The sequence below is a fragment of the Pseudomonas sp. B424 genome, assembly GCF_055408345.1.
Window position 1 is genome coordinate 16,871 of sequence record NZ_JBUZTL010000022.1, and the last position, 25,818, is coordinate 42,688.

23 protein-coding genes and 1 pseudogene are annotated in these 25,818 nt (G+C 63.0%); 9 read left to right on the forward strand and 15 right to left on the reverse strand.

Features of this window, described 5'->3' with window-relative positions; all coding sequences use genetic code 11:
- Nucleotides 1-15: 15 nt before the first annotated feature.
- Nucleotides 16-477, forward strand: coding sequence for a carboxymuconolactone decarboxylase family protein (locus ACZRMS_RS20725; protein WP_463996856.1), 462 nt, complete (start codon nt 16-18; stop codon nt 475-477).
- Here the strand turns inward: ACZRMS_RS20725 and ACZRMS_RS20730 are convergent.
- A pseudogene (locus ACZRMS_RS20730) lies at nt 416-613 on the reverse strand (hypothetical protein); the annotation flags it as partial. The gene ACZRMS_RS20725 and the pseudogene ACZRMS_RS20730 overlap by 62 nt on opposite strands.
- Before the next feature lie 85 nt (nt 614-698).
- Nucleotides 699-2,435, reverse strand: a complete 1,737-nt coding sequence (locus tag ACZRMS_RS20735) for an IlvD/Edd family dehydratase (protein WP_463996857.1) — start codon at nt 2,433-2,435, stop codon at nt 699-701.
- A 191-nt stretch (nt 2,436-2,626) separates the two neighbouring features.
- Here ACZRMS_RS20735 and ACZRMS_RS20740 point away from each other — a divergent pair, with 191 nt between their 5' ends.
- From ACZRMS_RS20740 to ACZRMS_RS20765, 6 genes are all read left to right on the forward strand, one after another.
- On the forward strand, nt 2,627-3,949 hold the full coding sequence (locus ACZRMS_RS20740) for an MFS transporter (protein WP_463996858.1): 1,323 nt from the start codon (nt 2,627-2,629) through the stop codon (nt 3,947-3,949).
- A gap of 11 nt (nt 3,950-3,960) precedes the next feature.
- Nucleotides 3,961-4,953, forward strand: a complete 993-nt coding sequence (araD1, locus tag ACZRMS_RS20745; RefSeq protein ID WP_463996859.1) for an AraD1 family protein — start codon at nt 3,961-3,963, stop codon at nt 4,951-4,953.
- Between the two features lie 13 nt (nt 4,954-4,966).
- Nucleotides 4,967-6,541, forward strand: a complete 1,575-nt coding sequence (locus ACZRMS_RS20750) for an aldehyde dehydrogenase (NADP(+)) (RefSeq protein ID WP_463996860.1) — start codon at nt 4,967-4,969, stop codon at nt 6,539-6,541.
- A 68-nt stretch (nt 6,542-6,609) separates the two neighbouring features.
- Complete coding sequence (locus ACZRMS_RS20755) at nt 6,610-6,909, forward strand: DUF5629 family protein (protein WP_463996861.1); 300 nt, start codon at nt 6,610-6,612, stop codon at nt 6,907-6,909.
- Entirely contained in the window at nt 6,899-8,071 is a 1,173-nt protein-coding gene (locus tag ACZRMS_RS20760) for a lactonase family protein (RefSeq protein ID WP_463996862.1), read from the forward strand. Before ACZRMS_RS20755 ends, ACZRMS_RS20760 begins: the two co-directional genes overlap by 11 nt.
- A 141-nt stretch (nt 8,072-8,212) precedes the next feature.
- Nucleotides 8,213-8,386, forward strand: coding sequence for a hypothetical protein (locus ACZRMS_RS20765; RefSeq protein ID WP_463996863.1), 174 nt, complete (start codon nt 8,213-8,215; stop codon nt 8,384-8,386).
- A gap of 199 nt (nt 8,387-8,585) precedes the next feature.
- Here ACZRMS_RS20765 and ACZRMS_RS20770 read toward each other — a convergent pair whose 3' ends face one another.
- Together ACZRMS_RS20770 and ACZRMS_RS20775 are read right to left on the reverse strand one after the other, a co-directional pair.
- Nucleotides 8,586-9,332, reverse strand: coding sequence for an anti-sigma factor family protein (locus ACZRMS_RS20770; protein ID WP_463996864.1), 747 nt, complete (start codon nt 9,330-9,332; stop codon nt 8,586-8,588).
- The gene (locus ACZRMS_RS20775) at nt 9,329-9,835 is read right to left on the reverse strand and encodes an RNA polymerase sigma factor (protein ID WP_463996865.1); all 507 of its coding nucleotides are present in this window, start codon (nt 9,833-9,835) and stop codon (nt 9,329-9,331) included. Before ACZRMS_RS20775 ends, ACZRMS_RS20770 begins: the two co-directional genes overlap by 4 nt.
- A 172-nt stretch (nt 9,836-10,007) precedes the next feature.
- Here ACZRMS_RS20775 and ACZRMS_RS20780 point away from each other — a divergent pair, with 172 nt between their 5' ends.
- Both ACZRMS_RS20780 and ACZRMS_RS20785 read left to right on the forward strand, forming a co-directional pair.
- A complete protein-coding gene (locus ACZRMS_RS20780; protein WP_463996866.1) occupies nt 10,008-11,090 on the forward strand; it encodes a catalase family peroxidase in 1,083 nt (360 codons plus the stop codon).
- Nucleotides 11,087-11,626, forward strand: coding sequence for a cytochrome b (locus ACZRMS_RS20785; protein ID WP_463996867.1), 540 nt, complete (start codon nt 11,087-11,089; stop codon nt 11,624-11,626). The genes ACZRMS_RS20780 and ACZRMS_RS20785 overlap by 4 nt, the downstream gene beginning before the upstream one ends.
- A gap of 36 nt (nt 11,627-11,662) precedes the next feature.
- Here ACZRMS_RS20785 and ACZRMS_RS20790 read toward each other — a convergent pair whose 3' ends face one another.
- The 11 genes from ACZRMS_RS20790 to ACZRMS_RS20840 all read right to left on the reverse strand — a co-directional run bounded on the left by ACZRMS_RS20790 (nt 11,663) and on the right by ACZRMS_RS20840 (nt 25,625).
- Entirely contained in the window at nt 11,663-12,259 is a 597-nt protein-coding gene (locus tag ACZRMS_RS20790) for a glutathione S-transferase (protein WP_463996868.1), read from the reverse strand.
- Complete coding sequence (locus ACZRMS_RS20795) at nt 12,256-15,897, reverse strand: AAA family ATPase (protein ID WP_463996869.1); 3,642 nt, start codon at nt 15,895-15,897, stop codon at nt 12,256-12,258. Before ACZRMS_RS20795 ends, ACZRMS_RS20790 begins: the two co-directional genes overlap by 4 nt.
- Nucleotides 15,894-17,138, reverse strand: coding sequence for an exonuclease SbcCD subunit D C-terminal domain-containing protein (locus tag ACZRMS_RS20800; protein WP_463996870.1), 1,245 nt, complete (start codon nt 17,136-17,138; stop codon nt 15,894-15,896). Before ACZRMS_RS20800 ends, ACZRMS_RS20795 begins: the two co-directional genes overlap by 4 nt.
- Nucleotides 17,139-17,201: 63 nt before the next feature.
- Nucleotides 17,202-18,836: a BatD family protein gene (locus ACZRMS_RS20805; protein ID WP_463996871.1), complete on the reverse strand. Its 1,635-nt coding sequence runs from the start codon at nt 18,834-18,836 to the stop codon at nt 17,202-17,204.
- Nucleotides 18,833-20,575, reverse strand: a complete 1,743-nt coding sequence (locus tag ACZRMS_RS20810; protein WP_463996872.1) for a VWA domain-containing protein — start codon at nt 20,573-20,575, stop codon at nt 18,833-18,835. The genes ACZRMS_RS20805 and ACZRMS_RS20810 overlap by 4 nt, the downstream gene beginning before the upstream one ends.
- Nucleotides 20,572-21,648: a vWA domain-containing protein gene (locus tag ACZRMS_RS20815; RefSeq protein WP_463996873.1), complete on the reverse strand. Its 1,077-nt coding sequence runs from the start codon at nt 21,646-21,648 to the stop codon at nt 20,572-20,574. The genes ACZRMS_RS20810 and ACZRMS_RS20815 overlap by 4 nt, the downstream gene beginning before the upstream one ends.
- On the reverse strand, nt 21,641-22,135 hold the full coding sequence (locus ACZRMS_RS20820; RefSeq protein ID WP_463996874.1) for a DUF4381 domain-containing protein: 495 nt from the start codon (nt 22,133-22,135) through the stop codon (nt 21,641-21,643). The genes ACZRMS_RS20815 and ACZRMS_RS20820 overlap by 8 nt, the downstream gene beginning before the upstream one ends.
- A complete protein-coding gene (locus ACZRMS_RS20825; RefSeq protein ID WP_463996875.1) occupies nt 22,132-23,076 on the reverse strand; it encodes a DUF58 domain-containing protein in 945 nt (314 codons plus the stop codon). The genes ACZRMS_RS20820 and ACZRMS_RS20825 overlap by 4 nt, the downstream gene beginning before the upstream one ends.
- A gap of 3 nt (nt 23,077-23,079) precedes the next feature.
- A complete protein-coding gene (locus ACZRMS_RS20830) occupies nt 23,080-24,039 on the reverse strand; it encodes an AAA family ATPase (RefSeq protein WP_003444726.1) in 960 nt (319 codons plus the stop codon).
- A 330-nt stretch (nt 24,040-24,369) separates the two neighbouring features.
- On the reverse strand, nt 24,370-25,113 hold the full coding sequence (locus ACZRMS_RS20835; protein ID WP_463996876.1) for an amidohydrolase family protein: 744 nt from the start codon (nt 25,111-25,113) through the stop codon (nt 24,370-24,372).
- 155 nt (nt 25,114-25,268) lie between these two features.
- Complete coding sequence (locus ACZRMS_RS20840; protein ID WP_463996877.1) at nt 25,269-25,625, reverse strand: hypothetical protein; 357 nt, start codon at nt 25,623-25,625, stop codon at nt 25,269-25,271.
- Nucleotides 25,626-25,818: the final 193 nt, after the last annotated feature.

Sequence of the window (25,818 nt, forward strand, 5' to 3'; positions counted from 1 at the left end):
CGGTAAGGACCGCCCATGAGCAAGCGTATCGATTATTCCAAAGCGTCACCTGAAGCCTATAAAGCCTTTGGCGGCGTGTATATGGCGGTGCAGAACAGCGGGCTTGGCAAGGCGCTGATTGACCTTGTGTACCTGCGGGTCTCGCAGATCAATGGCTGCGCCTACTGCATCGACATGCACTCGCGTGACCTGCTCAAGCAGGGGCTTGCGGTCGAAAAACTGGTGCTGGTGCCCGTGTGGCGTGAGGGCGGGACGCTGTTCAGTGATCGTGAGCGTGTGGCCCTGGGATGGGCCGAGGCCGTGACCAGCGTCGCGCAAACCGGTGTGCCGGACGCCGATTATGAAGCCGCCAGCGCCGAGTTCAGCGACAAGGAACTGGCCGACCTGACCTATGCCATTGGCCTGATGAACGCGTTCAACCGGTTTGGCGTGGCGTTTCGTATGCAGCCAGCGGCTGCAGCCCCTGGCGGCTCTTGATCAGCTCACAGGTCGTGTTGGCGCGGATCCACAGGTAATACGCCACGTCCGGCTGGCGGGGCAGGCCATCGTTTTCACCCGGCACGGGCATGTCGGGGCCGAGCATTTCCATGCTGCTCGGGGTTACCCCGGGCCCAAAAACCCTCAGATATGCAGAGCTTTTACCTTTACCCCCGCATACAAGCCCCGGCGAGGCTGCGATCCAGCGCGCAGCCCTGCTATCAGTGGGAATGGCGCGGCACTTCCGAGCCGCGGCAACCCACCAGAAAGTCAAAGTCGCAACCCTGGTCCGCCTGCATCACGTGGTCGATGTACAGCTGGCGATAGCCGCCGATCAGCAGTTTTTGCGGCGGTGGAATATCGGCCAGGCGCGCGGCGAGTTCTGCGTCCGGTATGTCCAGGTGCAAACGCCCGCTGGCACAGTCCAGCTCAATCCAGTCGCCTTCCTGCACGGCTGCCAAAGGGCCGCCCGCCGCCGCTTCCGGCGCGACGTGCAACACCACGGTGCCGTACGCCGTGCCGCTCATGCGTGCATCCGAGATGCGCACCATATCGGTCACGCCCTGGGCCAGCAACTTGGCCGGCAGGCCCATATTGCCCACCTCGGCCATGCCCGGATAACCCTTGGGACCACAGTTTTTCATCACCAGAATCGAGTCGGCAGTGACCTCCAGTTCCGGGTCGTTGATCCGCGCCTTGTACATGTCGAAGTTTTCAAACACCACTGCTTGCCCGCGATGTTTCATCAGCGCCGGGGTGGCCGCCGAAGGCTTGAGCACCGCACCCAGTGGCGCCAGGTTGCCGCGCAATACACAAATGCCGCCGTCCGCCACCAAGGGGTTTTCAATGGCGCGGATCACTTCGTCGTCGCCATAAATCGGCGAGTTTTTCACGTTGTCCCACAGGCTTTTGCCGTTGACGGTCAAGGCGTCAGGGTGCGGGAGCAGGTCGTTTTCACCCAGGCGGCGCAGCACCGCCGGCAGGCCGCCTGCGTAGTAGAACTCTTCCATCAAAAAGCGCCCGGAGGGTTGCAGGTCCACCAGGGTCGGGGTGCCGCGACCGATGCGGGTCCAGTCGTCCAGCTCCAGGTCTACGCCGATGCGCCCGGCGATGGCTTTAAGGTGGATGACGGCATTGGTCGAACCGCCAATGGCGGCGTTGACCCGAATCGCGTTTTCAAAGGCTTGCCTGGTCAGCACTTTGGACAGGCGCAGGTCTTCGCGAACCATTTCTACCGCACGCATGCCCGACATGTGGGCGAGCACGTAGCGGCGCGAGTCCACTGCCGGGATCGCTGCGTTGTGCGGCAGTGAAGTGCCCAGGGCTTCAGCCATGCAGGCCATGGTCGAGGCCGTGCCCATGGTGTTGCAGGTGCCCGCCGAGCGCGACATGCCGGCTTCGGCCGAGAGGAACTCGTCGAGGCTGATATTCCCGGCTTTGTAGGACTCGTGCATCTGCCAGACGATGGTGCCGGCGCCGATGTCCTTGCCTTTGTGCTTGCCGTTGAGCATCGGCCCGCCGGTGACCACGATGGCGGGCACGTCACAGCTGGCGGCACCCATCAACAGGGCCGGGGTGGTTTTGTCGCAGCCGGTGAGCAGTACCACGCCGTCAATCGGGTTGCCGCGGATCGCTTCCTCCACGTCCATGCTCGCCAGGTTGCGGGTCAGCATGGCCGTCGGGCGCAGGTTGGACTCGCCGTTGGAAAACACCGGGAACTCCACCGGCCAGCCGCCAGCCTCGATCACGCCGCGCTTTACATGCTCGGCGATGGTCCGAAAGTGCGCGTTGCACGGGGTCAGTTCCGACCAGGTATTGCAGATGCCGATGATCGGCTTGCCCTGGAACTGATGGTCGGCGATGCCCTGATTCTTCATCCAGCTGCGGTACATGAAGCCGTTTTTATCCGCGCTGCCAAACCATTGGGCCGAACGCAGTGGAGGGGTTTTATCAGACATGGCGGATATCTCTTATTGTATGACTAATTGGCTTTTATGGTCGCAACATACCGAACTTGCCCCCTTTGTGGAAGGGTTGTTGGGTAAATAGTATTACTATATAGTCGATTTCAACTGAGAGCTGATCCTGGCGTTTCACTGCCTGAGGCCACTCCAGAGGTGCCATAACAAAAACAATGGGAGACCGTCTCATGAGCCAGGAACTTGGGCTTATCCGTCGCATCACGCTGAAACTCATTCCGTTTCTGATCCTGCTCTACCTGATTGCCTATGTAGACCGTTCTGCCGTGGGCTTTGCCAAGCTGCACATGGGGGCCGACCTGGGCATTGGCGACGCGGCTTACGGCCTGGGCGCCGGGCTGTTTTTCATCGGTTACTTCTTGATGGAGATCCCCAGCAACCTGATGCTTGAGCGTTTCGGCGCCCGGCGCTGGTTCGCCCGGATCATGATTACCTGGGGCGCCATCACCATCGGCATGGCCTTTGTACAGGGGCCGCACAGCTTCTATGTGATGCGCTTTTTGCTCGGGGTGGCCGAAGCGGGCTTCTTCCCGGGCGTTCTGTACTACATCACCCAGTGGTTCCCGGTGCGCCATCGCGGCAAGATCCTGGGGCTGTTTATCCTTTCGCAACCCATCGCCATGATGATCACCGGGCCGGTGTCCGGCGGTCTGCTGGGCATGGACGGGGTGCTCGGGCTGCACGGCTGGCAGTGGCTGTTTATCGTGATCGGCCTGCCGGCGATCCTGCTCACCTGGCCGGTGCTGCGTTACCTGCCCGACGGCCCGAAACAGGTCAAGTGGATGAGCCAGGACGAGAAGGACTGGCTGGTGGGCGAGCTGGAAAAAGACTTGCAAGCCTACGGCCAGACCCGTCACGGCAACCCGCTGCATGCCTTGAAAGACAAGCGCGTGCTGTTGCTGGCGCTGTTCTACCTGCCGGTGACCCTGAGCATCTACGGCCTGGGGCTGTGGTTGCCGACGCTGATCAAGCAGTTTGGCGGCAGCGACCTGACCACCGGATTCGTGTCTTCGGTGCCGTACATTTTCGGGATCATCGGTTTGCTGATTGTCCCGCGCAGTTCCGACCGGATGAATGACCGTTACGGCCACCTGGCGGTGCTCTATGTGCTGGGAGCCATCGGGCTGTTCTTCAGTGCCTGGCTGACCCTGCCGGTACTGCAACTGGCGGCGCTGTGCCTGGTGGCGTTCTCGCTGTTTTCCTGCACGGCGATTTTCTGGACCCTGCCGGGGCGCTTCTTTGCCGGTGCCAGTGCGGCGGCCGGGATTGCCCTGATCAACTCGGTGGGCAACCTGGGCGGCTACATCGGCCCGTTTGTGATCGGTTCACTCAAGGAATACACCGGCAACCTGTCGTCGGGGCTGTACTTCCTGTCGGGTGTGATGGTCTTCGGCCTCATCCTGACCTTTGTGGTGTACCGCGTGCTTGAGCGCAAGCACGCACTGCAACCCGAAGAATTCGCGGCCAGTGCGCGCCCGGCCACTCATCTTTAAGGAGACTCCATATGCGTTTGGTACAGTTTGAATTGAACAACGGTGAGCGCCGCGTCGGCCTGGTGGAGGGCGACCTGGTGCACGAAGTGCAAGACGCAACCAGCACGCGGGAGCTGGCGCTGGCGGCGATCGAGGGCGGTAGAAGCCTGGCCCGGCAAGTTGACTTGCAGGGCCTGGGCAAAACACATGATTACCCGGCACTGCTGGCCGAGCTGCGCATTCTGCCGCCGCTGGACCACCCGGACCCGGCGCACATGCTGATCAGCGGCACGGGCCTGACCCATCTGGGCAGCGCATCGGCGCGGGACAAAATGCACCAGCAGGACGGGGACGAAACGACCCTGACCGACACCATGCGCATCTTCAAATGGGGCGTGGAGCGTGGCAAACCGGCGGCCGGACAACCGGGGGTGCAGCCGGAATGGTTCTACAAGGGCGACGGCAGCATTGTCGTGCGCCCGGGGGCACCGTTCCCGTTGCCGCCGTTTGCCGAGGATGCCGGCGAAGAGCCGGAGATCGGCGGCCTGTATGTGATCGGCCATGACGGCAAACCCTGGCGTCTGGGTTTTGCGGTGGGCAACGAGTTTTCCGACCATGTGATGGAACGCCAAAACTACCTGTACCTGGCCCATTCCAAATTGCGCAGTTGCTCGTTCGGCCCGGAACTGCGGGCAGGGGAGTTACCGCAGCATCTGGTTGGCAGCAGCCGCATCCTGCGCGATGGCCAGGTGCTGTGGGAGAACGAGTTTCTCAGCGGCGAGGCCAATATGTGCCACAGCCTGGAAAACCTCGAATACCACCACTTCAAATACAGCCAGTTCCTGCGCCCAGGTGACGTACACGTGCATTTTTTCGGCACCGCTACCCTGTCGTTTGCCGATGGCATTCGCACGCAGCCGGGGGATCGTTTCGAAATCAGCCAGGCCGAGTTCGGCGCGCCATTGATCAATGGCATCGCACCGGTTGACGCCGTGTTCGTACCCGGCGCCATTGGCACACTTTAAAGGGAAGACTTTCATGACTCAGGGTTACAACTATATCGGCGGCCAACGCAGCGCCGAAGGCAGCGTTATCGTCAAAAGCGTCGATGCAACCACCGGCGAAGTCCTGCCCCAGGATTTTTATCAGGCCACACCCGGCGAAGTGGACCGCGCCGCCCGCGCTGCCGCTGCCGCGTACCCGGCCTTTCGAGCCTTGAGCGCCGGGCGCCGCGCCGAATTCCTCGATGCCATCGCCGATGAACTGGATGCCCTTGGCGATGAGTTTGTGGCCGTTGTTTGCCGCGAAACCGCATTGCCTGCCGGGCGTATCCAGGGTGAGCGCGGTCGTACCAGCGGGCAGATGCGTCTGTTCGCCCAGGTGCTGCGCCGGGGGGATTTTTACGGGGCGCGAATTGATCGGGCGTTGCCGCAGCGCACGCCGCTGCCGCGCCCGGACCTGCGCCAGTACCGCATTGGCCTGGGGCCGGTGGCGGTGTTTGGTGCCAGCAATTTTCCGCTGGCGTTTTCCACTGCCGGTGGCGACACCGCCTCGGCGCTGGCGGCCGGTTGCCCGGTGGTGTTCAAGGCCCACAGCGGGCACATGGCCACGGCGCAGTGGGTGGCCGATGCCCTGATCCGCGCCGCAGAGCGCACGGGCATGCCGGCCGGTGTGTTCAACATGATTTATGGCTCTGGGGTGGGTGAAGCGCTGGTCAAGCACCCGGCGATTCAGGCGGTGGGCTTTACCGGATCGCTGCACGGCGGGCGGGCGTTGTGTGATATGGCGGCGGCACGGGCGCAGCCAATCCCGGTGTTTGCCGAGATGTCGAGCATCAACCCGGTGATTATCCTGCCCCAGGCGCTGGCGACCCGCAGTGCAACCATTGCCCGGGAGCTGGCCGCTTCGGTGGTGCAAGGCTGCGGGCAGTTCTGTACCAACCCGGGGCTGGTACTCGGTATCCGGTCAACGGCGTTCACCGCCTTTATCGAGCAACTGGCGGGGCATATCAACGAGCAGCCGGGGCAGACCATGCTCAATGCCGGCACCCTGCGCAGCTATGGCAAAGGCTTGGGTGTATTGCTCGGCCATGACCGTATCGAGCACCTGGCAGGGCAGGCGCAGCAGGGCAATCAGGCCCGGGCGCAGCTGTTCAGGGCGGATGTCGGGCTGTTGCTGGAAGGGGACGAAGCGTTGCAGGAGGAAGTCTTCGGCCCGACCACGATCGTGATCGAGGTGGCGGATCAGGCCCAGCTCAGTGCCGCGATCAACGGGTTGCGCGGCCAGCTCACCGCCACCCTGATCGGCGAAGCGGCGGACTTCGAACAGTTCGGCGAACTCACCGGGCTGCTGGAGCAAAAAGTCGGCCGGATCTTGCTTAACGGCTATCCGACGGGTGTGGAAGTCTGTGATGCGATGGTGCATGGCGGGCCGTACCCTGCGACCTCCGATGCCCGTGGCACGTCGGTGGGTACGCTGGCGATCGACCGTTTTCTGCGCCCGGTGTGCTTGCAGAACTACCCCGACAGCCTGCTGCCCGATGCCCTGAAAAACGCCAATCCGCTGGGGATTCAGCGCCTGGTGGACGGTCAGGTTTCACGCGCGGCACTTTGAGTGTGTTTGGTTTAGGTTAGCTCGCTCATATGACCTATCATTACGCCTTTCCTACAGGTGATTGATGAATGAGCGATTCCAACCAGACCTTGCGTGCAGCCCTTGAAACCAGCGATATGCTGGTGATTGACGGGCTGCATGCCTGGGACTTTTCTCTGGATGATGTGCAGTTGCTCATCAAGTGCATGGACGGCCGGGCTGAAAAGCGCTGGAAGTTCACCTCTGAACAGATCGCCGCCGCGGTGTTCGACGAAACCTTGCAAAGCTGGACCCTGGTCGGCGACTCGGGCGAGCACCGCCTGGTTTGCCTGAGCGCCGTGGCTGCAAACAATGACGACGATGAAACCGAGGTTGCCGATGAAGCTTAAAGGTTTGCCGGTGCTGATGGCCTTGGGCATGGGCGCGATGTCTGCGCACGCCGCGGCCAGTGGCGATGCTGAACTGTTGGTCGGTTCTTACACCCAGGGCACCAGCCAGGGCATTTACCGCCTGCAATTTGACAGCGACAAGGGGCACATCACCCCAAAGCCGCTGCAAGTGTTCAAGGCGGCCAACCCTTCGTGGCTGACCTTGTCCGGCGATCAGCGCCGGCTGTTTGTGGTCAATGAAAACGGCCAGGGCCAGGCCGATGTCGTCGGTCGCGCCAGCAGTGTGGCCATCGACCCGAAGACCAACGAGCTCAGCCTGGTCAATCAGGTCAGCACTTTGGGTGAAGAGCCGACCCATTCCAGCTTGAGCCCTGATCAGCGCTACCTGTTTGTGGCCAACTACGGCGTGCACGCCGACCCGGGCGGCAGCCTGGCGGTGTTGCCGATCAATGCCGAAGGCCAGTTGCAACCCGTGACGCAGATGAGCAGTCATCCTGCGAGCCGGGTCAACCCCGAGCGCCAGATGTCCGCCCATGTGCATTCGGTGGTGTCTTCACCGGACGGCAAGTTTGTGTACGCCAGTGATCTGGGCGCGGACAAGGTCTTCGTCTACCGCTACGATCCGGCAGCCAGCCCGGAGCATCCGCTGGTGGCCGCCGACCCGGCCTTTGTCCAGTTGCCGCCAGGCAGCGGGCCGCGTCACCTGCTGTTTTCCAAAGACGGCAAGCACGCGTACCTGACCACTGAAATGAGTGCCCAGGTGTTTGTGTTCGACTACGACAACGGTCAGCTCAAGCAGCGCCAGGCGCTGGAACTGGCCAAGGGGATGCCCGCGCAGAACCGCGCGGCCGGCGCCCTGCATGCCTCTGCCGACGGCAAGTTCCTGTACGTCAGCAACCGTGGCAAGGCCAATGAAATCCTGGTGTTTGCCATCGACCCGGCCAACGGCGAACTGACCGAAATCCAGCGTCGTTCGGTGGATGGCGATCACCCGCGAGAGTTCGCCCTGAGCCCCAACGGCAAGTTCCTGTTGATTGCCAACCAGATGAGCAATGCCATCGTGGTGCTGGAGCGCGACCCTGTTACGGGCAAGCTGGGTAAAACCGTGCAAACCCTGCCGATGGATGCACCGTCGGATGTGAAGTTCATCAACCGCCCGTAATCACGGGCTTGCGGGCGTCTATCAAGCACGGTGATAGACGCTAGTAACGCAATGAATTTCTGCGCAATGACCCTTGGCGTTAAGTTGGCTTCACGGCCTGAAAAGGCAAGCAAGCCAACTGAATCGTCGAGGGTTACTGCCATGAACTTCAATCTTTTCTCCGTGATTGCCGCGTCCGCCATTTCTGCCACGGTTGCACTGCCTGTCAGCGCCAGTACGGTGGTCAGCGACAAGAAATCTATCGCCTATACCCAAAAATACCTGCAACAAAGCGCCAACTTTTATGCGGCGCTGGATCATAAAGCCCGGTCCTGAGCGCAATGTTGTTCATTTATAGAGCAACGCTACTCAATTGTGGGAGCGAGCTTGCTCGCGATGGTCTTCAGAGCGACGCATTTACTCAGTAAATACGCGTCATCGTTTACGACCATCGCGAGCAAGCCGAACCGTCGCACCGCCGCGCCCACAGAGTTAGAGATCGCTTAAGTGAACAGCATTGCGGTCCTGAGCGGGTTTAGAGTCCGACCGTATCCAGCAACTTCGCCGCGGGCCCGTCTGCCGGGCCGACCATGGCGTAGTTGTAGCCGGGGCCAGACCAATAGTCGGCCTGCAAATTCCCGTCGCGACGGTTGCCCCTTGGCAACAGATTGTTCTGCGGGCCGGGCGGGCGGATATAGAAACTGATCTGCTGCCCTTTGCCATCTTCGTACAGCACCATCGCCGCCGCGCCCTGGTCGGTTGAAAGCAGCCGGCTGCTCACTGGCAGGAAGCCTGCGCCGGTCAAGTCCGGCAAGCGTTCGGCGTGGCTGAAGTAGCGGTCGATCCAGCCCTGCATCTCACTGCCCTGGGCAACTTTAAAGTCGGCCGGCAGAAACCCCTGTTCGGCAAACATGCGATGGGCCGCCAGTGCGTCGCTCATGGGCAGGTTGCTGGATTGAGTCATTTGCCGGGCCTGCCAGCCCCCCAGCCCACCCACACTCACGGCAATCAGCAGCACCGCCGCACTGGCCCAATGGCGTCGGGATTGCTGGTGCTGGCGCTGGCGTATCGCGGCCGGGTCGAGTGCCGGGTTGGCGGCTTGCAGCAAGTCTTGATGCAGCGCGGTACGCAGGTTTTGCGCATCGCGTTGCCAGGCCTCGACCTGCGCGGCGATGGGCGGGTTGGCTTGCAGATAAAGCTCGACTGCGTGGCGCTCGGCATCGTTGAGCGCGTGATCGACGTAAGCGTGCAGGTCGCGCTCACTGGGCGGGGTGGTGATCATTTAAGTCTCCGCAGGGCAGGGCGGGTGATTTCGCCCTCGCTGAGTTGGCGCAAGGCGTGGCGTGCTCTGGACAGGCGCGACATGACGGTGCCGATCGGCACTTCGAGTATTTCGGCGACTTCCTTGTAGCTCAAGCCTTCGACCGACACCCAGAGCAGCAGGGCCCGTTGCTCGGTGCTCAGTTGGTCGAAGGCGGCCAGGGTCGACTGGGCGAGCACGGTGCGTTCGGTGGACGGCTGAGTGTCGTCGCGCCCGGTGAATAACTCGAGCATCCGTGCATAACGCCGGGAGCGGCGGTGGTTGTCGACAAACTGGCGATAAAGAATGGTGAACAGCCAGGCCCGCAAATCGCCTTCCGGGCGCTTGCTGTCGACACTGCCCAATGCCCGCTCCAGGCAGGTTTGCACCAGATCGTCGGCATTGCTGGCATGACGGGTCAGCGACAAGGCAAATCGTCGCAGGCGCGGTATCAGTTCGCGCAGTTGCTCATCGAATGAGGTCATGGAGTGGGCCAATTAACCGGGTGGGAACCAGACAGACGCTCAGGATTAAACCTTATTCCCGGCCGCTAAAAATAAATCGCCGGAAAATAAAAAATTACCCGAGGGAATAAGCCCCGGTGGCCTGCGTCTTATAGGCCATCCACCTGACGGCCCTGCGGCCCCGGAGTTATGTATGGACGATCAATTACCGCCTGTGCGGCCTGCCAGACCGCCCTTGAGCCGAGCCAGCGTGATGTTGCGACTGGCGGGCATCGGCGCCGTGGTGGCGGTTTTCGCCGGGGCGTTTTACTACGTCAACGGCAGCCTGGACGCCCAGCGCCTGCGCCCCCAAGGCTTTGTCGACGCACTGGAGCACAACAGCGGCGTACACCCGGGCTACCGGCGCAACCATGCCAAGGGCATGTGTGTGGTGGGTTATTTCCAGAGCAGCGGCGATGGGCAGGCGCTGTCCAGTGCCCAGGTGTTCAGTGCCGGGCGTACCCCGGTGGTGGGGCGTTTTGCCTTGCCCGGCGGTAACCCTTATGCGCCCGACAGCAGTGTGCCGATTCGCAGTTTTGCGCTGCGCTTCACCCAGGCCAACGGGCAGCAGTGGCGCACGGGGATGAACAGCATGCCGGTGTTCGCCGTGGGCACGCCTGAAGCGTTTTATCAGATGCTGCAGGCGGGTGCGCCAGAAGCGGCCACGGGCAAGCCTGCACCTGGGGCGATGCCGGCGTTTTTTGCAGCGCACCCTGAAACGGCGGCGTTTTTGCAGTGGGTTAAAACTGCAAAACCATCGGCCAGTTATGCCACTGAAAGCTACAACGGGATCAATGCGTTTTATCTGGTGAATGCCGCGGGTCAACGCCAGGCAGTACGCTGGGGCGTGGTGCCCGAGGGGCAGGACGCAGCCGGCGCTACGGCGCCCAACGATGCGGACTATCTGGAAAAAGACCTGGCGCAGCGCCTGGCGGCCGGGCCCTTGAAATGGCAGTTCAACCTGACCCTGGCCGAGGCGGGCGACCCGGTGAATGATGCCAGCAAGGCCTGGCCGGCCGGGCGCAAGGTGATCAATGCCGGAACCCTGGTGCTGGAAAAAACCGAACCGCAGAACACCGGCGAATGCCGCGACATCAACTACGACCCTCTGATTTTGCCGAGCGGCATTGAAGGCTCGGACGACCCCTTGCTGGCGGCGCGTTCAGCGGCCTACGCCAGTTCCTATGTGCGGCGTACCAGTGAAGTCGATCAGTTACCCCAGGAGTCCCGGCCATGAGCACACCCACCTCGCATTTCGCTCCTTTGGCGCGCCTGCTGCACTGGCTGATGGCGCTGATGATCATTGCGATGCTGTTTATCGGCGCGGGCATGGCGGCTTCGGTGTCGCAGCGCCATGAATGGTTGCTCGACCTGCACAAGCCGTTGGGCATCGCCATTTTGCTGTTGGTGGTGGTTCGCCTGTTTGTGCGTTTCTCGACCCGCCAGCCGCCGTTGCCGGCCGATTTGCCCGGAGTGCAGGTGCTGGCGGCCAGGCTGTCCCACCTGTTGCTGTATGCCTTGATGTTTGTGTTGCCGCTGGTGGGCTGGGCGATGATCTCGGCGGCGGGGGATCCGGTGATGCTGGGCAGCTCATTGCAACTGCCGGCCATATTGCCGGCCAGCCCGGGCACTTTTGCCTTTTTGCGCAAGGCCCATACGTACCTGGCGTATTTGCTGTTCTTTACCGTATTGCTGCATTTGGCGGCGGCGCTGTTCCATGGCTGGGTGCGCCGCGACGGGGTGCTGGAGAGCATGGTGCGGGGCAAGGATTGATTCTGCGTGCTCACCCTTGGCCCTCTCCCCGGGGGATCAGGGTGAGGGGTTTTTGACCATCACCGAAACAAACAGCTCAGACAGCAAAAACCGCGCCAGCCAGGCTTTAAGGTGCGGGAACGGCGACTGTTCAAACCATTCGCGGTCTACATGGGCAAACTGGCGCACAAACGGCGCCAGCGCCACATCGGCCAGGCTCAAGGCGTGCCCGGCAAGGTAGGGCGTACGCGCCAGCAAGTCTTCCAGACGCTGCAAAAAATCGGCGCCCTGTGCCCGGTAATGCTCCATTGGATGTTCCGGGTAGCGGATGGCGTATTTGTAGCGGTCCAGCAGCACCTTGAAGCTGTTGTCGTTGGCCTCGATCAGTGCCGCGCTAGCCGGCTGCAACCAGTTATCCGGGTCATGCCGGGCCAGCGCCCAGTGCATGATGTCCAGGCTTTGCTCGATCACCCGGCCATCGGCACAGACCAGTACCGGTACCGTGCCTTTTGGCGAGGCGGCCAGCATTTCGGCCGGTTTGGCTTTAAGGCTGACTTCCACAATCGACAGCGCCACACCGCTGTAGCGCAATGCCATGCGTGCACGCATGGCATAGGGGCAACGGCGGAAGGAATACAGCACGTGCCCGCTCATTTGACCTCCACGGTGCTCAAGCCGTTGCCCTGGCGCTGCACCTGGATCTGCACCGGGATGCGTTCGTGCATTTCCTGCACGTGGGAAATTACCCCCACCTTGCGCCCCTGGGCCTGCAAGCCGTCCAGTGCGTCCATCGCCAATTGCAGCGACTCGGGGTCGAGGCTGCCGAAGCCTTCGTCGATAAACAGCGATTCGATTTTCAGCGTGCTGGAGGCCATCGAGGCCAGGCCCAGAGCCAGGGCCAGGGATACCAGGAAGGTCTCACCCCCCGACAGCGAGTGCACCGAGCGCAGCTCGTCACCCATTTCGGTGTCCATCACCAGCAAGCCGAGCATGCTGCCACCGCGTTTGAGGCGGTAGCGGCGCACCAGTTGGCGCAGCTGCACGTTGGCGTGGTGCACCAAAAGGTCGAGGTTGTAGGCCTGGGCGATCTTGCGGAACTTGTCCCCCGTGCCGGAACCGATCAGGTCACTGAGCCGCGCCCAGCGCTGCCATTCCTCATAGGCCTGGGCGATGCGTTGGGCCAGAGCCTGGTTGGCCTGCTGGCGGCGCTGGTCTTCGCTTTGCAGGGCACGCAATTCGGCGCATTGCTGTTCGCTGGCAGCCAGTTGAGCGTTCAGCTCGTTGAGGGCGTTGGCGAGTGACTCGGCGTCCAGGTTGCCATTGGCCTGGGCTTGATGCCGGGCCAGGCGCTGCTCGCGCTCTTGCAGCAATACGCGGTTCTGTTCGACGGCTTTTTCGCTGTTTTGCAGTTGCAGGCGCAGTTCGCGCAGCTGCGGCTCGTCATAAGCCAGCAACTGCTGCAGACGACCGTCATCGAGTTCGTTGTGCCGGGCGCGCCATTGGGCCACCTGGGCGCTCAGTGTGGCGTGTTCCTGTTGCAAGGCGTGCTGGCGCTCTTGCCCGGACTTGAGCTCGGCTGCCAGTTGCAGCAGCTGGTTGGCGGTAGCCTGCAACGCCTCGGCTGCCTGGGTCTGGGCCGTGCGGGCCTGTTCAACGGCCAGCTCCAGGGCTTGCTGCCAGTGTTCGGCGCTGGCGTATTCGCCCAGCATGTCCTTGAGGCTTTGCTGGCTGGCCTGTTGCTGCTCGCTCAGTTCCAGGACGCTGCGTTGCAGGGTCTCCAGTTCTTTGCCGCGGCTGGCCTGTTGATACTGCTCGCGCTCGATGGTGCTTGCCCGTTCGGTCTGCTCCCCTTGTTCGTCGCGCTGCTGATCGAGTTGCGCAATACGGTCCGCCACTTGCCGGTCCAGGGCCATAAAGCATGCAGACGCATTGTCCCGCAGCGCCGCAAGGGTATCGGCAGGCAGTACGCTGGCAAACTCGGTCAGTTCGTCTTCAAGGCGCTGGCTGTCTGCGTCAAGGTGCAATTGCTGCTGTGCCAGCTGTTGCGCCGCGAGCTGGCTGGCCTCGGTGCAGCGCTGCACTTGCTGTTGCAGGTGCGCCGCTTCTTTTTGCAGGGTGAGCAGGGCGTTCTGGCGCTGTGCGTCCTGGTTGATGCTGTGCTGCAGCTGAGTCAGGCGATGGGTCAGCCACGGCTCGCGCTTGGCCTGGGCCTGGCCCAGCCATTGTTCATACAGCGGGTGGGCTTGAAGGCTCTGGGTCAGGGCCTGTTGTTCCTGATGGATCCGCTCTTGTTGCAGTAAAAACTCTTTCTGCTGGGCAATCAGCCCGCCGACTTTTTCACGCAGCTGGGCAAGGGTTTCCTTGAGCCCGTCGACCACGGTGCGGGCGCTGGTTTCTTCCTGTTCATCGTGCCGGCCAAGGCTTTGCAGCAAGGCTTGCGGCTGGTGATACGGATGCTCGGCGCTGCCACACACGGGGCAAGGCTGGTGGTCCTGCAACTGCCCGCGCAGTTCTTCGACGCTGGCACTGCGGGCCAGACGCTGGCGCTCCAGAAGCTGGCGGGTGATCTGCAGAGTTTGCTCGGCCACCTCAAGGTCGGCCTTGGCCTGAATGCCTTGCTGGCTCAGGCGCTCGCGCTCCAGTTGCACGCTGTGTTGCTTGGCCTGCAATTCTTGCAGGCGACTGTCCAGCGCCTGCTGGCTGCTGCTCAGGCGTTGCAACTCCTCGAAGGCGCGCTGTTGCTGGCGGTTGTCATTGAGCAGGCTGCCCAGGGTCTGGATTTGCTCGTTGACCGCATGGGGTTCGGCACCGGCTTCCTGGAACAGGATTTCCAGGCTGTTGCGCAGTTCGGTCAGTTGTTGCGAGGCCTGTCGGGCCCGTTGCTCCAGGCCGGGCAACTCTTCGCGGCCCTTGACCAGGGTGTTGCTCAGCAGCACCAGTTTCTGCAACCGCGGACGGTAGGCATCCCAGGCGCTGGCCAGGGGCGCCAGTTGGCTGCTGTGCTCGAGTTGCGTGGCTATTTGGGCCAGGCGTTCGGCGCCTTGCTGCTGGCGTTCAAGCAGGGTGTTGAGGGTCTGTTGCCCGGCGTCGCAGGCCTGTTCGGCTTGCAGCTTGAGGGCCTGTTGAGCACTCAGGGCCTGGCTCAGGCGGTTGAGATTGGCCTGCTCCAGATGTGCCTGCTGGACCCGTGGCGCGTGTTCGCGCTGTTGCGCCTGCGCCTGCGCCGCCGCCAGTTGAGCGGTGTGCAACTGTGCTTCAAGCCGGGCCTGGTGCCGGGTCAGATCGTTTTGTTGCTGAAGATGGGCGCTGATTTGCACGGCCAGCGGGCTGAGTTGCGTATCCAGCTCGGCCAGGCGGGCAAACGTGTGGCGCTGCGGCGCCAGTTGTTCGAGCAGATGCAGGGTCTGGCGCTGATCAGCCTGGCTGTCCCATAGGGTTTGGGCTTGCTGCAATTGCTCGGCGGCACTGTGTTGCTGCTCTTGCAGTTCGCTCAGGGTTTTGAGCCAGGTGTGTTGCAGTTCCAGCTGCTTGAGCTGGCCTTGCTGGTTTTTTAACTGCTGCTGCGCCTCATTGAAGCGTTGATCCAGTTCGGCACGGGCTTGTGGCTCAAGGGGCGTGACGCCGACGGCCTGGTCTTGCAGTTGCTTGTGCGCGTCCCTGGCTTCTTTGGCCTTGTCGAATGCGCGCTTGCCCAGACGGGTGTAGAGCGCGGTGTCAGTGAGTTTTTCCAGCAGTTCACTGCGCTCGTTGTCATCGGCCTTGAGAAAGGCGCTGAACTCACTCTGGGCCAGCATCACGGCGCGGGTGAACTGTTCGAAGTTGAGCCCCAGCCGGGATTCGAGCTGGACTTTGTAGTCGCCTTTCTGGCTGGCCAGCAGTTGATCGCTGTCCAGGTCGCGCAGGCTCTGGCGACTGGCTTGCAGTTTGCCGGTGGCCTTTTCGCGGGCGCGGTTGGCTTCCCAGCGGGCGCGGTAGCGACGGCCGTCGATGCCCACAAAGTCGACTTCGGCATAGCCGTCGCCGGTGCCACGGCGCAGCAGGGTGCGCGGGTCGCCGGTGGCGATTTCGCCGTCGGCATCCGGGACCTTGGCATCGCGGCCGGTGTTGTTCAGCCGCGGCACGGCGCCAAACAGGGCCAGGCACAGGGCGTCGAGCAGGGTGCTTTTGCCGGCGCCGGTGGGGCCGGTGATTGCAAACAGACCGGCGCTGGCCAGGGGTTCTGCGGTGAAATCGAGCTCGAAGGGCCCGGCCAGGGAGGCGAGGTTTTTCAGGCGAATGGCGAGAATTTTCATGGCTGTTCACCTTCTTGCTGAACTTCCTGCAGCAACACGGCGAAGTCCTTGAGGGTCTGTTCGTCGGCGTCACTGCCGTAGTTTTCTTGCCAGGCCCGGCTGAACAGTTCCTGGGGTGTCAACTGGTCGAGTTCGATCAGTCGTGAGGCGTCGTCATCCCCGGCCCGGCTGCCGCTGCCGGCATATTCGGCGGCGATGCGCACCAGGCGCACGGATTTGCCCTGCAGCGCGGTTTCGATTTGTTGGCGCAAGTCCGGTTGCGGCTCGTCAAGCGTGACCCGCACCTCCAGCCAGGGCTGGCGCTGGGTATCTGCCAGTAAGTCAATATCGGGCAGCTCAGCCAGCTGGGCGAGGATATCGGCCAGGGGCTGCGGGCCGATACGTTGCAGATTGACGGCACGGGGGATCAGCAGTGGCTCGACGCTGAGCAGGGTTTCGCCATCGAGTTTCACGTCAAGGATCTGATGCTGGTAGGCGATTTCCGAGAAGGATAGCGGGATCGGCGAGCCGCAGTAGCGGATCCGGTCTTCGCTGTTGACCCGCTGCGGCTTGTGCAAGTGGCCCAGGGCGACATAGCTGATGCCGGGGCCGAACAGGCTGGCGGGCAGGGCTTCGGCGTTGCCGATGATCAGGCTGCGCTCGGAGTCTTCAGACACCGAGCCGCCGGCCATGTGCGCGTGGCTGATGGCGATCAGGGCCTGGCCGGGCTGGCGCTTGGCGTTGGCTGCGGCGATCAGCTTTTCATGGACCTGACCAATGCCGCGCAGATAGTCATCCCCCAGGTGCGCGCCGGTCACTTCTGCAGGGCGCAGAAACGGCAGTGCCAGGCACCAGGCGCCAATGTTGTCGTTGGCATCGGGCAGGGGGATGAGCAGGCGTTCGGCGTCGAGCTGGCCGTCATCGAGCCATAACACCCGGCCCAGCGCGTGGGTGCGCAAGCGGCGCATCAGCGGGGCGGGCAGTTCGATGCGCGAGCCGGAATCGTGGTTGCCGGCGATCATCACGATGGTGAGTCTGGGTTGTTGCTCGTGGGCGCTGACGATGAAGTCGTAGAGCCGTTCCTGGGCTTTGACCGGCGGGTTGACGGTGTCAAAGATGTCCCCGGCAATCAGCAGTACATCGGGTTGCTGTTGCCCCAGTTGGGCCAGGAGCCAGGTTAAAAAGCAGGCGTGTTCGAAGTCGCGTTCCTGGCCATGGAGGTTTTGCCCCAGGTGCCAGTCGGAAGTGTGAAACAGGCGCATAACAGAATCCGTTAAAAAGGGCTGGCAACCCGCTCGCTCAGGCGGTCACGGGTTGCCGGGAAATTATTTGGGGTAGAGGGGTGGCAGGCTGCTCGGTTCGCTGCCCGCGTCCTGCTCGCGCTCGGCGGCAGGAATGCTGCGAATGGCTTTCCACAGTTCTTCACCTTGCCAGTACTGGCCGGTTTCGCTGTAGAGCGCGCCGTTGAGTCCGTCCAGGGCGTCGGACAGCAACACAAAGCGTGCGGCCATGTCGGCCAGGGTTTCGGGTTGTTGCCGGGCCCAGGCATCCAGGGCCTGGCGCGTGGCCTGCGGGTCGTTGGCCAGGCAGGCGCGTTTAAGGTCGTCGAGCAAAGTGCGCGGGCTGGGACCGGTTTGCGCGGCACGCAGAATCGCCGGTTGCCAGCGGGCGCGCCACCACAATCCCAGGCTCGCCAGGGTGGTGATGGCCAGGATCAGGGTGCTGAGTTGCCAGATCCACAGCGAGGACTCTTCGTTGAGTGCCGTCGGGGTGTTGCTGACGGGGGTGTCCACGGCCAGGTTCGGGTTGGCCGCTGCCAGCAGCGTGCGGGCGGGCAGGTAAGTGCGCTCCAGGTGGTCTTCATGGGTGTTCCACCACACTACTTCGACAGCGGGCAATTCGATCTGGCCGATTCGGGTCGGCACCAGCGCTTCACGTTCTTCGCGACTGCCGATCAGGCCGTTTTCGGTGATCTGGTTGCTCAGTTGCGGCAGGTCCGGGTAGCGCCGCAAACCGTTGACGTCAGTGGCGGGCAGCGGCGGCAGTTGGGCGCTGGACAGGCCTTCGGCCTTGAGGGTCAGGGTGCGGGTCAGTGATTCGCCGACCAGGGTATGGTCAGGCTCGGGGTTCCAGGTTTCGCTCATGCTCAGGCTGCGCGCAGGCAGCCAGGGTGCATTGGGCGGGTAGGCCTCGGGCTTGGGCATGACGGTCAGCGGGATCTCGGACGAGGTCGCGTGTACCAGTTTTCCGGGTTTGGGCCCAAGCGGGGCCGGGGCGGTGGCTTGCTGGCTGTCGACCTGGGTGGCGCTGAAGGTTTGCGCCGGGATGATCAGCTCGCCACTGTGTTGCGGGTAGATCCCGTAGCGGCGCTCGATCACGCCGTGGCGCACGCCGTTGATCAGCTTCTCGTAGGTGCGGGACTCGCCCAGTTGCTCGACGATGGCGTCGTCGAGGTGCAAGGGGGTGAGGCTGCTGTCGTCGTAGAGTGCCACGGAGTGGTAAATACGCAGGGTCAGCAATGCCTGGGCCTGCACGTAGACGCTGGGCTGGTCGAGGCTGGCTTCGATAAACACCGGGGCCAGTTCGTTGTCGCTGGCCGCGCTTTGAGTGACGGTGAGGTTGATCGGCTGGCTGTGATACTCGCCCACTTGCAGCGCCGGGATAACCACCGTGCCTGTCTGTCTGGGCTGCAGGGTGATGATCCAGCGGGTGGTGCCCTTGTTGTCATCGCTGATGCTGTTGAGCTGGTTGACCTGGCGTGTGCCGCGCACTTCAAACAGGCTGTCCAGCGGCGTCAGGTCGGGCTTGCCGAACAGCGTGACGTCGTCGGATTCAAGTGTCAGATCGACGGTTTCGCCGGAGTTGAGTTGATCGCGGTCAACACTGGCGACCAGTCCCATGGCGTGGGCCGGCAAGGTCCAGCAACACAGCAGTAGAAGCAATACGCAGAGGCGGTTCATTTAGGCGAGTCCTGATGTAGCTGCTGTTCGTACCAGAATTTGCGTCGCAACAATTCGCTGGGGTTGTCGGGGATCTGTCTGAGCCATTGTTCCAGTGCCTGGCGCTGCTCTTCACTGGTCTGGTTGGCGGCGGGCGCTGGCGGGCGAGTGGTCGGCTCGTCACCGGGCTCACCGGGCTCACCGTTGGCGTGCGGTGCGGCGTCGGGGTTGGTCGGCTCGTCCGGTGGCGCCTCGGCGGTGGGGGTGGTGGCCGAACTGTTTTCCTGATTGTGTGCCGTGGTGCTTGAAGCACCCTGTGCGCTGCTGCTGAGCGGCGTTGGCTGCTCCGCGGGCGGCGGCTCGGGGTTGGGTGTTTTTTCGGGTTCGGCCCGGGCCTTGTTCTGCTCCAGCAATTGCTCGATCAGGGCCTTGTTGTGCGCAGCGGCCTGCAGGTCGGGTTGCAGTTCGATCGCCTGTTCATAGGCATCGATGGCGGCTTCCAGCTCACCGCTCATGGCCAGCGCATTGCCGCGATTATAGTGCGCACCGGCGCTGTTGACCTCGGCAAAGCGCTGGGCCGCGCCGGCATAGTCACCAGCCTCATACAGTGCCAGGCCTTTCCACATCGGGTCGCTGAAGCGCTCGACGGCTTGCAGCGGTTTTTTTTGCTCCAGCAGGCGCTGGCCCTGTTGATCGGGGCGCAGCCACAGGTCGGTGAAGCTCATGGCGTAGCCGGGTTGAGGGGCGAGCAGGAACAGCAAGGGCAGGCAAAACAGCCAGCCGCGCCGACCGGCACAGGCCACCAGCAGCAGAAGGGGCAGCAGCAGCCAATAGCCCTGGTCGGCCCAGGTGTCCAGGCGCAGGGTTTCACCGTTGTCGCGCAGGTTTCGGGGGCCATCGAGCAGGCCCAGGCCGCGCAGGTCGTTGTCATCCATACGGGCCTGGCGATAGCGGCCGTCCACGTCCAGGGCAAATGCCCGCAGGCTCGGGCTGTCGAGGCGCGGCAGCAGGATGGCGCCCTGGTCGTCCTTGAGGAATTGCCCGTTTTCGTCCACCACCGGGGCGCCTTCGCGACTGCCGATACCCAGTATCAGCAACTGCGGGGAGCGGCCGTCCAGCGTCTGGCGGATGCCGTCCCGCTCCTGTTCGCTGAGGGCCGAGGTGATGAGCAGCAAGCGGCCCGGGCCCAGTTCGCCCTGATCCAGCAGTTTGAGGGCCCTGGCAACCGCCAGGTCGGCGCGATGCCCGGGTTGGGGCATGATGGACGGCTTGAGGGCTTCAAGCAGGTTGCGACTGGTGGCAAAGTCATCGGACAGCGGCACCAGGGTGTGGGCGCTGCCGGCGTAGACGATCACGGCGGTCTGGGCGTCCATGCGGTTTTGCAGCAGGTCGTAGATTTTGCGCCGCGCCTGCTCCAGGCGGTTGGGGGAGCTGTCGGTGGCGAGCATCTCGGGGGTCAGTTCGAGCATGATCACCAGCGGGTCGGCAGGTTTTTGCGTGGACTGTTCGACCCTTTGCCAGCTGGGCCCGAGCAAAGCCAGCAGGGCCAGCAGCCAGCCGAGGCCGAGGGCGATCCACGGCAACTTGCTGTTGCGGCCATTGCCGCCGCTGAGCAGGACGCGATGAAAGGCGACCGGCAGGATCATCTGCCAGCGGCCTGCGCGTTTTTCCCGGTGCCAGCGCTTCCACAGCAGCCAGCCGAGCAGCGGCAGAACCAGCAGCCATTCGGGGCGCAACCAGTGCGGCCAGAGCGCGCTCATCGGCGCCTCCGCAGGCGCAGGCGCTTGAGGCGCGCGCGCCAGTCGGGATGTTGCTGCAAAAAACGCTCCTTGCTCAGCCAGCGTTGCACGGGGCTGTTGGGCCACAGTTCACGGATTACCAGCAGCACGCTCAGCAGCAGGGCCGCTGCCAGTGGCCAGCTGTAGAGCGACTGCGCCGGGCGGGCCTGGGTGGGTTGCTGGGCCACAGGCTCCAGTTGGTCGAGGGTGTCCTTGATGGTCGCCAGTTCGCCGCCATCGCGGGCGCGGAAGTATTGGCCGCCGGTGATTTTGGCGATCTCTTCGAGCGCCGGCTCATCGAGGTCGACCCCCGGGTTGATGGTGAACATGCCCTTGCTGCTGCTTTCTTGCGGGTCGGCGCCAATGCCGATCGGGTAGATTTTTACCCCTTCCTCGGCGGCCAGGCGTGCGGCTGTCATCGGGTCAATCTGGCCGCCGTTGTTGGCACCGTCGGTGATCAGGATCAGCACCCGGCTCTGTGCCGGGCGCTGGCGCAAGCGCTTGAGGGCCAGGCCAATGGCGTCGCCGATGGCGGTGTTTTTACCGGCGATGCCGATGCGTGCTTCGTCGAGCCAGGTATGGACGGTGTGACGGTCGAAGGTCAGGGGTGCTTGCAGGTAAGCCTGGCTGCCGAACAGGATCAGCCCCACGCGGTCGCCTTCACGGTTTTCCAGGAAGTCCCCCAGCAGGCTTTTGACCAGGTCAAGGCGGGTGACGTCTTCGCCTTGCCATTGCATATCGGGGTAGTCCATCGACCCCGAGACATCCACCGCCACCAGCAGGTCCCGGCCGCTGGCGGCGATGGGCAGCGGCTCGCCCAGCCATTGCGGGCGGGCGGCAGCCGTCAGCAGCAACAGCCACAGCAGCACGTAGGGGGTTTGCTGACGCCAGGAGGGCAGCGTGGCGCGTGCCTTGCGCCGGGACAGTTCTTCGAGGTCGCTCAAAAAGCTGACTTGCAGCGCGGCCTCGCCGCTGTCGGCGGCAGGCAGCAGGCGGCGCATCAGCCAGGGCAGAGGCAGCAGGGCGAAGAGCCACGGCCAGGCAAATTCAAACATGTTTGCGAATCCAGGTTTCAACCGCCTGATTGAGCCCGGCGATGGCTTTGTCATCAAGCTTGCATTCGGGCTTGTAGGCGCCCTCGACCAGCACCATCCAGCGTGTCAGGCCGGCAGCCGGGCAGCGGTTATCGAGGAACGCCAGCCATTTGCGGCCATTGAGGGTATGGCTTTGGCTGTAGGGGTAGTGGTTGCGGCACAGGCGCTTGAGCAGACCGTTGAGTTGCTGCAGCCAGGCACCGGCGGGTGCGCCGTCATAGGGTTTGGGAAAGCGTGCCAGTTCTTCCAGGGCCGCCAGCCGGACCGGGTCCAGAGGTTGCTCGGCCCGGCGCGGCAGGCGCTTGGCGGGCAGATAGCGGCGCAGCCACCATAACCCCCAACCCAGCAGGGCAAGCACAATCAGCAGCAACCACCAGCCGGGCGCTGGCGGCCAAAGACCAATCGGCGCTGGCGGGATCAGGGGTTGCAGCTGTTCAAGTTCTTTCATAGGGCTTTGCCGGGCCGTTTGGCGTTCAGGTATTCACGCAGTTGTTCGACCATTTCACTTTGGGTGCTGAGCGGCATCAGCATGACCCGCAGTTTTTGCGCCAGCAGTTCCCAGCGGGCGATGCGGGCCTCGGCCTGGGCACGGTAGGCCTGGCGCAGATCGTAATTGAGGGTGTCGAGCTCAAGCTGGGCACCGCGTTCGGCAAAGCGCAATAACCCGGCAGCCGGCAGGGCGTGGTCCAGCGGGTCGGACAGCGGCAGCAGCATCAGGTCGCAATGGCGCGCCAGCAGGCTCAGCTGTTGCTCGGCTGCGTCGGTGAGTGCGCGTTCATCGCAGATCACGATCACCAGGCTGCCGGGGCGCAGCACTTCGCGGGCACGGATCAGGGCCATACCCAGGGCATCGCGGTCCGATTGCACTTCGGTGTGCAGGGATTGATTGACCCGCACCAGGCGGTTGAGCAGTTGCAGCAGGCTCTGTTTGCTGCGCCGGGGTTTGATTTCGTAGTGTTCGTGGTCGCCAAACACCAGCCCGCCGACGCGGTCGTTATGGCCCAGCGCGGCCCAGCCGATGAGACTGGCAGCCTGGGCGGCGAGCACCGACTTGAACATCAGCCCGGAGCCGAAAAACAGCCGCCGGCTTTGTTCGGCGAGGATGAAAATCGGCCGCTCGCGTTCCTCATGGAACATTTTGGTGTGGGGTTCCTGGGTGCGTGCCGTGACGCGCCAGTCGATGGTGCGCACATCGTCCCCGGCCTGGTACACCCGCACCTGGTCGAAGTCGACCCCGCGCCCGCGCAGTTTGGAGTGATGCAGCCCCACCAGCGGGCTGCGCTGGCTGGGGGAGGCGAACAGTTGCACTTCGCGCACCCGATGCCGCATCTCGATCAGCTCGGCGAGGGTGACGCGGATGCCGGGTTCGGCGGGCAGGGGGTTGTTCATCGGTCAGGCAACGGCAACGACGTCGAGGATGCGCTGTACCACGCGGTCCTGGTCGATACCGGCGGCTTCGGCTTCAAACGACAGAATGATGCGATGGCGCAGCACGTCAAACAGCACGGCCTGGATGTCTTCGGGGCTGACGAAGTCGCGTCCGGCCAGCCAGGCGTGGGCCCGCGCGCAGCGATCCAGGGCAATCGAGCCGCGGGGGCTGGCGCCGTAGGCGATCCAGTCGGCCATTTCGGGGTCGAACTTGCCCGGGGTGCGGGTGGCCATGACCAGTTGCACCAGGTATTCCTCCACGGCATCGGCCATGTACAGGCCGAGGATTTCCTTGCGTGCGGCGAAGATGGCCTGCTGGCTGACCCTGCGCTCGGGCTTGGTTTCGCCGTTCAGGGCTTCGCCACGGGCCTGTTGCAGAATGCGGCGCTCGACGGCGGCATCCGGGAAACCAATTTTGACGTGCATCAGGAAACGGTCGAGCTGGGCTTCAGGCAGCGGGTAGGTGCCTTCCTGCTCGATGGGGTTTTGCGTGGCCATCACCAAAAACAGCGGCGACAGCTCGTAGGTGCTGCGCCCGACACTGACCTGACGCTCGGCCATGGCTTCGAGCAGGGCCGACTGAACCTTGGCCGGGGCGCGGTTGATTTCATCCGCCAGTACCAGGTTGTGGAAGATCGGGCCTTGCTGGAACACGAAACTGCCGGTTTCGGGGCGATAGATCTCGGTGCCGGTGATATCGGCGGGCAGCAGGTCGGGGGTGAACTGGATTCGATGGAATTGCGCCTCAATGCCCTCAGCCAGCTCTTTGATCGCCTTGGTCTTGGCCAGACCGGGCGCACCTTCGACCAGCATGTGGCCGTCAGCCAGCAGCGCAATCAGCAGGCGGTCGATCAACTTTTCCTGACCGAGAATCTGGGTTGAGAGAAAGGTTCGCAGCGCTAGCAGCGCTTCACGATGTTCCATCGATGACTGTTCCTGAAAAGGACACCAACGGCGTAAGAATTACGCCGGGGCTGGGGGCGTTACTTTAATCCATTGCGGGGGGTTGGGACTAATTACAGGCGGGCTTTTTATGGAAAAAGCTGAAAAGTGCGAGGTTGTTGAGAACGGTGCTCATCTGTATGGGCTTTGGGAGCTGTGAATCCTTGTAGCAGCCTCGTTTCTCGGTAGCGGCTACAGAGGGGGGGCAACCCGGAAATGCTCTGCCAGCAGCGCCGCGAAGGCATCTCGCGGCCCGTGCAGGCCGGTTTCGCGGTGCCAGAAAAACAGGTTGGGCATGGGCCGGCGCAAGGGTCAGGAGTAAAACGCTCTCGCGTTCTGCCACAGAGCCTGGTGTGCGCCGTCTTCGCCCAGTGCGTCGCGCAGCAAGGTGATGTCGTTGTCTTCAAACACTCGGGGTGCGCGGGTGGACGGCAGGTCGGTGCCAAACATCAGCTCGTGGGGGTTGGCGCTGTGGATCTGTTGCAGCACCTGCGGCACGGCAAAATCGACCCGGCCAAAGCCGCACGCCTTGATTCGTACGCCGTGCTCAGCCAGGCGCAACAGACTGGGCAAGCCTTCGTGGCTCAGGCCCAGATGATCGATGCTCAAGGCGGGCAGGCGCCGTAGCCGGGCTTCGAGAGGGGCCAGTTCCCGCGAGTCGATATACAGCTCTGAATGCCAGCCCACGCGTTCATGCACGCGCCTGGCCAGCGACTCCAGCTGGTCGAGTTGCTCTGAACCGCCGCGCTTGAGGTTGAAGCGCAGGGCGCGGACGCCGTGCCGGTGCAGGGTTTCAAGCTCTGCGTCGGTGACGGTGGCGGGCAATTGCGTGACACCGACAAAGCCTGGGCCGAGGCGTTTTAATGCGGCGATCAGGTAGCTCTGGTCATAGCCCTGAAAAGACCCCGAGACCACGGCACCACCGACGATACCCAGGGGCTCGGTGCGTGACAGGTAATCATCGGCACTGAAGAACCCGGGTACAAACCCGTTGTTGGGAATTAACGGGTAAGCGCGGTCGATGATGTGGCAGTGGGCATCGAAGATCGGGGGCATGGTGGTGAGCTCCAGTGGAAGTGCATAACTGTGGGAGCGGGCTTGCTCGCGATGCAGGTGACGCGGTCTGCCTGGCCCACCCCGCTGATACCATCGCGAGCAGGCTCGCTCCCACAATGTGGGCTGCCCTGCAAGGCTCCCTTCCTCAGAGAGGGTTAGCCCAGTTCGCTGACGTAGGTGCCGGTGCCCTTAAGGATGTTTTGCAGGGTTTCTTCGACTTCGGCCAGGTCGGCAGCCGCGGTGTTGTGGCTGATTTCCAGAACGTCGTCGCCCTTCAGAACGTCAGTATCGCCCGCGCCGATTTCAATCAGCAGGCGGGTAGGGCTCAAGGTGACTTTGATCCCGTCCAGCGTCGAAGGCTCGTCGTCGAGGGTGATTTCCAGCTCGTCTTCGTCAGGGTAGCGGGTCATCAGGAACATCTCGCCCTGATCCGTGTGGCAGCACAGCATGGCCATGTTGTCTTCTTCGTCATCGCACGGGTTGGCAAGCAGGTGGTCGGTGGTCATGTGCATGGGGAATTCCTGGCGCTCTGGGCGCGGGTAGGTCGAACAGGGGGCCAATTTTGCCAGCATGAACCGATTTGTGCAGATTTGAATGCGGGTCATGGCAAATGACTGGCAAGGATTTGCAGGTCACATCCGGTGCCAGCAGTGGAAAATAAGACTTTTTTATGAAGATTTATTGCCCGCGAATGCTAGGGTTATT